A 9158-nucleotide genomic window follows, 5' to 3' on the forward strand; every position below is an offset into this window, starting at 1 on the left:
ACACCTCCAAAGCATATTTATTATAGCATGTTAAATAAATAAATTAATTGTTTGTAATCAATATTTATTGATATTTCATTTTTGTAAATTGGATGAACAAATTTAACTGCACAACATTGTAAACTTTGTCCTTTTATCTGTCTATGATGTCCTCCATATAAGTCATCGCCAACTATCGGGTGCTCTATATGCTGAAAGTGCACACGGATTTGATGCGTACGTCCGGTATGTAATTTGACCTTACACAAACTCGCATTGTCTTTTTGAACTAATGTGTAGTAACTTGTTTTAGCATATTTACCTTCTTTTGAAATTTTACGAGTAATAATACTCTTATTATCCCTTACTATAGGTGCTTCAATGACACCTTTTGATTTTGTCCGACCATATGCAAGACAGACATATTCCTTTTCAAACTTAACTTTTGAAAATAAATGATGGACATGTCCATACTTAGCAAATACAACTATTCCCATCGTATTACGATCTAACCTAGTAACTATGTGCGGGTTTGACTGTTCGCCTTTATTGATTAAATATGCTAACACCTGCTCCACTAAACTCTCATGAGGATGTTCTCTAGAAGGCGCACAGTTTTGATATTGAGGTTTGTTAACTATAACTAGAAAATCGTCCTCGAAAATAATTTCCAATGCTTTTTGATAAGGGATTAAATTTGAACTAGGTCGCTCTATTGGCATATGGACTTCTAAATGATCACCAAAAGACATTTCTTTCCTGACGGTTACAGGTTGCTTATTTACAATTAAAGCGCCATTACGTTTAATGGCGCTAATAGTCTTTTTAGAGTAATCATGTCTCTGCAAGAAAGATTTAACTGTTTCAAATTCCTTTATTACATAAGTGAAAATCATCTTTCATCATCACTTGAGATAAATGAATCGTGCACTCTTTTCCAAAAAGGAAATGGTCGAAATCTCGCAAACCTTACTTTTTCATTTGCTACTCTAAATTGAATGGCATTTACATTTTTATGTTTAATACTTACGTGGTCAATTGTTGTTCTAATTGTGTCATGATTGACAGGCATAATTAGACAAGTATGATGCTTTGGTAATACCAAAGGCGATCCCACAGTTCTAAACACACGATTATTAATTGAAGCTATTTCAGCTATTTGCATCGCTTCTAATGATGGATGAATGAGTGCGCCTCCTAAAGCTTTATTGTAAGCTGTTGAACCAGAAGGTGTTGAAATACATAGCCCATCTCCTCTAAATCGTTCAAAATGTTTGCCACGAATATTAACGTCCACAACTAATGTTGAACCATTTTCAGTTTTCATGGTGGCTTCATTTAAAGCAAGATATCGCGTTTCATAACCGTTATCGTTATATCTCACGATAAGTTCTAATAAAGGATATTCAATAACTTGGAATTCAGAATTATTGATTTCAATAATTAACTTCTCGACTTCATGAGGTAACCAGTCTGCATAGAATCCTAAATGACCGGTGTGTATACCTACAAACGCAACTTTTGAAAGCATATGACTATATTGATGGAATGCTTGAAGTAACGTGCCGTCCCCACCAACAGATATGACGATTTCGGGATTTTCACTATCCTCTACCATTTGAAAATCCTTCATATGATTTATCATTTTATGTTTTAATGCATTCGATTTTGAATCACCTTTAGTTAGGATTGTATAACGCATCATTTACACCTCATTAGTCATTTTCATGTTTCTTGGCACGTTTCTGAGTATAATATTTTTGTGCCTCTTGAATTTCATCCTTAATCTCGGACATTTCCTCATCAAGTAAATATGCTGCTTCAGCAGCTCTTTCAAGACGATGTTGAATTTCATCAGGATAATCGCCATCATATTTGTAACGAAGCGTATGTTCTATTGTTGCCCAAAAGTTCATTGCTAAAGTTCTAATTTGAATCTCTGCTAAGATATGTTTTTGTCCATTAAGCGTTTCAATTGGATACTCAATGATGACATGATAAGAACGATAACCACTCTCTTTTGTATTACGAATATAATCTCGTTCTTCAATAACCTTAAAGTCTCTTCGCTGTCTTAGTATGTCCACTACCACATCGATATCATCTACGAATTGACACATCATTCTCAAGCCAGCAATGTCATACATTTCTTCATGTAAGCGGTCAAACGGAATACCTCTTTTATTAGCTTTATCAATGATGCTTGATATTGGTTTTACTCTTCCTGTAACAAACTCGATAGGTGACGTATTTTCACCTACTTCATATTGTTTACGTAAACCTTTGAGTTTTACTTTTAGCTCATCTACCGCTTGTTTATAAGGTGTTAAAAATTGATCCCATTGGTTCATTTTGTTTCACTCCGCTTCACTCTAGTTCGAAAGTTTTTTCAACAGCTGAAACAAACTCCTTACCATAGTTATTATTTCCTTCAATATTATCTAATATATAATCTAATTCTTCTTGGAAGTGCTCTAATTCTAAATGATTATTTATGATAACCTTCTTATCTCTATTTTCATGTAACATCGACCATGTCTCTTGTACAAAAATTAAATAAGAATACGATTCGCCGTCATCAAGTATGTATGCGAAACCGTAATTATCACTATCAACAAGCATTTGTCCAACTTCTTCTAATCCGTCTGTAGGATCCTCAGAGAAGCAATAAATGCCATCTTCTTCTACTTTAATTTCATTTATATAAATACGCATGCCTGTCTTCCTCCTTATTCCATACTAGTTTAACATAATATATACTTACAAAACACGCCACAACTTACATAGAAATCATAGTACAACTCACTAAAATTCATATTTTCACAACTTATTTTCAACTTTAGAAATCTTAGCAAATATTAAATTTATTTTCAGGTAAAAAAAGATCTCAGAAAAAAATTTCAGATTGCTACTTACAATGATTAAATTACTTTAATTTAACAAGAACTTTCTTCATAATTAGAAATACTCAGAAGCGTTTAAACGAGGTGTTAATAATGGCAACAAATAATGAAATTGAGTTCAAGCAAATTTTAAATGAAAACGTATATCATCAAATTCGTAACACTTATTTTGAAAATGATAAACCCTTTACTCAAACGAACTATTATATTGATACGAATGATTTCAAATTGAAGAAACATCAATCAGCATTGCGTATAAGAGTTAAAGACAATCAATATGAAATGACCTTAAAGGTACCTGCAAAAGTTGGTTTAACCGAGTATAACCACGAGATTAATATTTCTCCTAAAATAGATACAACAATCTCATTGTCTCAACTACCTGAAGACATCAGGGATATTATTGAAAATCAATTTGGCGTTTCCGATAAAGAACTTATCATTTTAGGAGCGCTTACCACTCATAGATTAGAAACGCAATTTCAAAATGAACTTTTAGTTTTAGACCAAAGTGAATATCTAGGTAAAACCGATTATGAACTTGAATTTGAAGTTCATTCATACGATGAAGGTTATGAAAAGTTTAATCATTTACTTCAAGAGTTTAATTTAAGTCATGAGAAACCGTTAAATAAAGTTCAACGATTTTTTGAAGAAAAGCAAAATTCAAGCAAAAAATAACGAGATTTCCCATAAGGGCAAATTACTTTCAAATGTAAAAATTCATGTTATATTAGATATATATTAATGGAACACGGTGATATTATGTCTAAAACACCATATGAGATAGTAGGTCCAGCAGCATTGTATCAAATGATTGACCACTTTTATTATCTAGTCGAAAAAGACGAACGAATTAATTATCTATTTCCAGGGGATTTTAGGGAAACAAGTCGAAAACAAAAGCAGTTTTTAACTCAGTTTCTTGGTGGACCAGACTTATATACTCAAGAACATGGGCATCCCATGTTAAAAAGAAGACATATGGAATTTACAATTACTGAATACGAACGTGATGCATGGTTAGAAAACATGTATACAGCGATTCAACATGCAAACTTCCCTGCAGGTGTCGGTGATTATTTATTCGAAAGACTACGTTTAACTGCTAATCACATGGTAAATTCCGAAAAATAATTGTAGGTGAATATACATGGCTGAAGAATTAAGAATAATGGATAATAAGAGTCGTGAAGAGACAAATCTGTCACCTGTAAGTAAAATAGAAATCTATTCATTTTTTGATCCTTTTAGTAAAGAGTGTTTTAAATTATCAGCTATCTTATCTAAATTAAGAATTGAATATAATCAATATATCCGAGTAAGACATATCTTAAATCCATCTCTAAAGGTTTTAACAAAGTGTCAAGCTCAAAGTACTTCTGATTTCGATAATATCGCTCTTGCATATAAAGCTGCAGAACTACAAGGTCGTATAAGAGCTGAGAGATTTATTCATTTAATGCAGAATGAAATAATACCTAAGCGTGATATTATTACAGAAGACATGATTTGTGATTGCATAAAAAATGCAGGTATAGATTATGAAGTTTTCAAGGAAGATTTACAAAAAAGTAAACTCACAGACAGTTTAAAAGTTGATCTTCATATTGCTCGCGAAATGGATATCGAACAAGCGCCTTCTCTCGTTTTCTTCAGTGAAGATGTGCATGAAGAAGGTTTAAAAGTCGAAGGCTTATATCCATACCATATTTATACTTATATTATTAATGAGTTAATGGGCAAACCTATCGAAAAGAATCTTCCGCCTAAATTAGAACAATATATTCAAAAGAAACAATTAGTTACAATGGAAGAATTATTAACTATATACGAATGGCCAGAAAAATTATTAAATAAAGAATTAAAAAAACTATCACTGCAACAAAAGGTTGAGAAATTACAGTATCCTGAAGGCGATTTTTGGAAATCCAAAATGCCTCAGTGTTAATTGAATCATAGATATGAAAAAGGACGACTAGAAAATTAGTCGTCCTTTTTCATATCTATATACGAGTATTCTTATACTCTTTTATGCATATAAAATGTATATTTTACACATGCAAAAGTTAGCGATTTAAATTTGAACATAAAAAAACGCCGTGTCTGATTACACGACGCTAAACAAAGGGGATGGGAGAAATTTTTCACTTCAAACAAAGGGGTATGTTTGTTATGTGATTAATTTCATGTTCATAATATAACACGGTACATACCCCTTTTCAACCTTTGATTAATTATAAATTTAAATTGTCACAATCTGTTCAAATTGTAAGCGAATTCAATCATGTTAAGCTTTCATAAGTTTTTCAAAAGCGTCTAATTTTTGTTCAAATACCTCACATGCTTCTTCAATTGGTTTAGGAGTAGTCATATCTACACCCGCATTTTTCAAGATATCAATAGGATAATTTGAACTACCTTTTTTCAAGAATTCATTAATATATCTTTCAACTGCCGGCTTACCTTCTGTTAAAATTTGATGACTTAAACTTTGTGCTGCACTATAACCAGTAGCGTATTGATATACATAATAATTCATATAAAAGTGTGGAATACGAGACCATTCTTTACTAATATCTTCATCTGTTTCAACAGCATCGCCAAAGTATTGCTTATTAAGCTTCGCGTATTCTTCATTCATACGAGTCGGTGTGAGTGGTTCCCCAGCTTCTTCTATTTGGTGAATTTTATGTTCAAATTCAGCAAACATAGTTTGGCGGAATAACGTTGCTCTGAAACGTTCTAATTCTTGATTTAATAAAAGTAAACGACGCTCATCGTCTAAATGCTTATCCATATAATCGCTTAATAATGCTTCGTTACATGTAGATGCTACTTCAGCAACGAAAATTGTATAATCGCTTAAATTTGATGGTTGATTTTGACGACTAAAATAACTATGTGCTGAATGACCAAACTCATGTACTAATGTGTATAAATCAGAAACAGTATTAGACCAATTTAATAAAATAAAAGGATTTGTTAAATGCGCACCAGATGAGTAACCCCCAGAACGTTTACCTTTGTTTTCATATACATCGACCCATCGATTCTCTAAACCTTCTTTAACTACATTTAAATATTCTTCACCCATTGGTTCTAAAGCTTTTAGCATCCATGATTTAGCTTCTTCATAAGGCATTTCAAATTTTACATCCTTAACTAGAGGCGTATATAAATCATACATTTTTAAGTCTTCAATACCTAATAACTCTTTTCTTAATTTCGTATATTTGTGTAACAACGGAAGATATTTGTGCACTGTTTTAACTAAGTTATCGTATACTTCTTCTGGTATATGATTATTACTTAATGCGCGTTCACGAGCAGAATTATAGTTATGTGTTCTAGCATTAAACACATTTTTCTTTACCTCACCAGCTAATGTTGCACCTAATGTATTATTATGTGAGCCGTAAGCTTTGTATACATTTCTAAAAGCTGATTCTCTTAAATGACGATCGTCTGACTCAAGATATTTGATAAATGTACCTTGAGTGAGTGAATGTGCATTCCCATCTTTATCAATTGCGTCTTCAAATTCTAAATCTGCATTACTAAACATGCCATAAACATTTGAAGGCGTTGATAAAGCATCTTGTGCTTCAGTTAATAATTTTTCTGTATTCGCATCTAAAATATGTGGACGCTTTTCATTGATGAGTTTCAAATCAAACTCGTAACGTTTTAATTTATCGTATGATGAAACAAAAGATTCAATTGTAGACTCATCAATTTGAAGTATTTCAGGTACTAAAAAGCTCCACGCAGAACTATATTTAATTACCAATTGATGTGCACGTGCTTCTAATCCAGTATATTTATCATTAGCAGTATCTTGGTCTTGTTTAAGGTGTGCATAGACATAAACTTTTTCCAGTTTAGTTCCTAATTCATCTTCAAACGCTAAAGCGTTGTATAGCGTTTCAGGACTATCCCCTAAGTGACCTTTAAACTGCTCTTCTTTACCTATTTCATTTTCAACTTCTTTAAAGGCTTCTTCGAAAGCATTATCATCTTTGAAAATTGTAGTTAAATCCCATGTATATTCAGGATATTTACGTTCCTGTTCTTCTCTTGTTAATTGTTGACTCATAAAGTAAACCTCCTTGATTATATCAATAGCTTAATTTTCTCATTTTAGCACTACTTTTGCACGTTTAAGCATTTAATAAAATACATTTTCTCAAATTCGTTTACTAGATTCTTCAATACTGTGAATTTGTTGTACCTATAGCATGCAAAACACCTGAATTTAACTTTCCCCATCAATAATTGACACGCTTCATAACTCTTAAAATCTCGTCTTAGTAATAAATATTGAAGCTGCCATTCAATAGGATGTGTTTCGATGTATATTTGATTTTCAAAAATAAATCCTAATCTATCGCAAACTTTTTCATCATTCATTCGTAATTGATACATTGCACTTAAAGTTGGCTCTAATACAGAATTTTTCCATCTACATTGCTTAATGTAGTTTAAAATTTTGGTTCTAGTTAATTGATAGACTTTATAATGTCTGTGATTACCTTTATCAAAAAGCGTTGTTAAATTTGATGTATAACTTTTAGCTACAAATTTTTTCCCACCAATATTTTGAAGATGTCTATAAATTACCAATTCTGCTTTGTCGATACTCCATGTGAAAAGTGTCCGACTCATAGGGTTAATAAATGTAGCTTGAAATTGATTAAGTTTCATGATGTTCTTTTTGATTACTATATCACTAATCAACCAATAAACGCTTAATCCAATGCTTTCTAGTCCTCTAGTTCTTTTCATAATTTCATTTACACTTATTCTAGAAAATTGGACTTCTATAGCAAATTTATTATCAATAACTAAATCAGGATATTGATTTACCCCACCATAATAAGGCTCAATTTGTACATGATGATTTAATTTCTCAAATTTCTGAGCTAATAATATTTTCGTTTGATAATGTTCATACGTTTCGTTTTTATAGCACGGTCTAGAACCTTTTACTTTATGTGCAAAATGAGGAATGACTTTCTCTCCACGTCGAAACACGACTTCGGATTGACAATGTGGACACACATACATTTGTTTTTTTGATGCATTTTTAGCTAAAATTCTTTGATTATTTTCACCAATCGCTACTAACATCTCTTCACCTCATATATTACAACGAGGTTGTAGGTATTTTTACTTTTAAAAAATAAAAAAAGGCGCCTTTATCAGGCACCTTGTAAAAGAACTCTAATTATTCTTCTGCGTCAGTAAAATATCTACGAACTTGAGAAGTAACATTATGACTCATGATGATTTTAGCGTAGTCATTTAAATAAACTTCTGTCTTATCAGTTGGATAAGCAAATTCTAATAATTGACTATAGCTATCATTAATGGCTTCTTGAGAAACAGAGTCATCAAAATGGATTGAATAATAATACTGATTATTAATCATATATAATAAATCTTCGTATTCACTCGTATTTTGGTTATTGTGATATGCATAATTAATGACATGTTCTAAATCGTCAAATTTAACAATTACTGTTCTAACATTTGAACGTTTTTGAGTACGTTCATGATTAGCTTTTTGTTCTGCTTTCTTCTGTTGACTGCGTTGTTCAAATAACTCTTCTAAATTATCTTCACCGTCTAAGGTTTGAGCTAGTAATTCATTAACTTGATCATCAAACTGATCATTTGTATCTTCATCAGACATGTTCATTGCATCTTCATTTTTAGATTTAGAGATGGTAACTTCCACACCTTTTTCGAAAGCATGTACTTGAATCCATAAAGGACCTTCTACCACAAAATCTTCTTCTTCATTAATTTCGTCCATCATTGACCAGAAGAATTCTTCGCCACGTTTACGGTTAGTCCATAAATCTTCACGGTTAAAACCACGTGCTTCAATGTCGCTGTATGTTATAAACAATTTAACTGTTGTATCATCAACGCGTTCTATTCTCATATCATCTCACTCCTTACAGTCGATGAATAGTAATCATATTGTATTAGAACGGAACGTAAATTACAATCTATTTGTTTGATTAAATTTAACTATTTTCATTTGGATATTCATATTAACATATTCCCTATTTTGACGCCAAAAAACCATCCGTCAATAATAAGTCGCAACATGCAAAAGAGACTGGGACATAATTAATTGTCTCAGCCTTCTTTAACATATTGGCAGTAGATGTCTGAATAAAAGTGCGCTTATATCAAGCTTCCTTTAATCCTAGCCATCCTTGCCGGCGGGGTCCCAACACAGAGAATTTCTTTTTAAGAAAT

The 9158-nt window shown here is 31.9% G+C and carries 10 protein-coding genes; 3 read left to right on the forward strand and 7 right to left on the reverse strand.

All coding sequences use genetic code 11. The features are described from left to right. Positions 1-20 precede the first annotated feature (20 nt). From HMPREF2580_RS08560 to HMPREF2580_RS08575, 4 genes are read right to left on the reverse strand one after another with little or no spacing between them, the layout of a single operon-like run. Entirely contained in the window at positions 21-875 is an 855-nt protein-coding gene (locus HMPREF2580_RS08560) for an RluA family pseudouridine synthase (RefSeq protein WP_070831997.1), read from the reverse strand. Beyond that, positions 872-1681: an NAD kinase gene (locus tag HMPREF2580_RS08565; protein WP_070832000.1), complete on the reverse strand. Its 810-nt coding sequence runs from the start codon at positions 1679-1681 to the stop codon at positions 872-874. Before HMPREF2580_RS08565 ends, HMPREF2580_RS08560 begins: the two co-directional genes overlap by 4 nt. A gap of 13 nt (positions 1682-1694) precedes the next feature. After that, the gene (locus HMPREF2580_RS08570; protein WP_002441856.1) at positions 1695-2330 is read right to left on the reverse strand and encodes a GTP diphosphokinase; all 636 of its coding nucleotides are present in this window, start codon (positions 2328-2330) and stop codon (positions 1695-1697) included. A gap of 16 nt (positions 2331-2346) precedes the next feature. Further along, positions 2347-2694, reverse strand: a complete 348-nt coding sequence (locus HMPREF2580_RS08575) for a UPF0738 family protein (RefSeq protein WP_070832003.1) — start codon at positions 2692-2694, stop codon at positions 2347-2349. A gap of 281 nt (positions 2695-2975) precedes the next feature. On the opposite strand from HMPREF2580_RS08575, the gene HMPREF2580_RS08580 reads away from it, so the two are divergent. The 3 genes from HMPREF2580_RS08580 to yjbH all read left to right on the forward strand — a co-directional run bounded on the left by HMPREF2580_RS08580 (position 2976) and on the right by yjbH (position 4833). Further along, positions 2976-3563: a CYTH domain-containing protein gene (locus HMPREF2580_RS08580; RefSeq protein ID WP_070832006.1), complete on the forward strand. Its 588-nt coding sequence runs from the start codon at positions 2976-2978 to the stop codon at positions 3561-3563. 84 nt (positions 3564-3647) lie between these two features. Then, positions 3648-4019, forward strand: coding sequence for a truncated hemoglobin YjbI (locus HMPREF2580_RS08585; RefSeq protein ID WP_070832623.1), 372 nt, complete (start codon positions 3648-3650; stop codon positions 4017-4019). A gap of 16 nt (positions 4020-4035) precedes the next feature. Continuing rightward, entirely contained in the window at positions 4036-4833 is a 798-nt protein-coding gene (gene yjbH, locus HMPREF2580_RS08590) for a protease adaptor protein YjbH (protein WP_002441849.1), read from the forward strand. Positions 4834-5172: 339 nt separating this feature from the next. Here the strand turns inward: yjbH and pepF are convergent, their stop codons facing one another. The 3 genes from pepF to mecA form a co-directional block, all read right to left on the reverse strand. Further along, positions 5173-6981: an oligoendopeptidase F gene (gene pepF, locus HMPREF2580_RS08595; protein WP_070832009.1), complete on the reverse strand. Its 1809-nt coding sequence runs from the start codon at positions 6979-6981 to the stop codon at positions 5173-5175. A 50-nt stretch (positions 6982-7031) separates the two neighbouring features. Then, positions 7032-8015, reverse strand: coding sequence for a competence protein CoiA (locus HMPREF2580_RS08600; protein WP_070832012.1), 984 nt, complete (start codon positions 8013-8015; stop codon positions 7032-7034). A gap of 97 nt (positions 8016-8112) precedes the next feature. Then, a complete protein-coding gene (gene mecA, locus HMPREF2580_RS08605) occupies positions 8113-8835 on the reverse strand; it encodes an adaptor protein MecA (RefSeq protein ID WP_070832015.1) in 723 nt (240 codons plus the stop codon). Between the last annotated feature and the right edge of the window lie 323 nt (positions 8836-9158).

Source organism: Staphylococcus sp. HMSC036D05, from assembly GCF_001836225.1.
In the GTDB taxonomy this organism is placed as follows: Bacteria; Bacillota; Bacilli; order Staphylococcales; family Staphylococcaceae; genus Staphylococcus; species Staphylococcus caprae.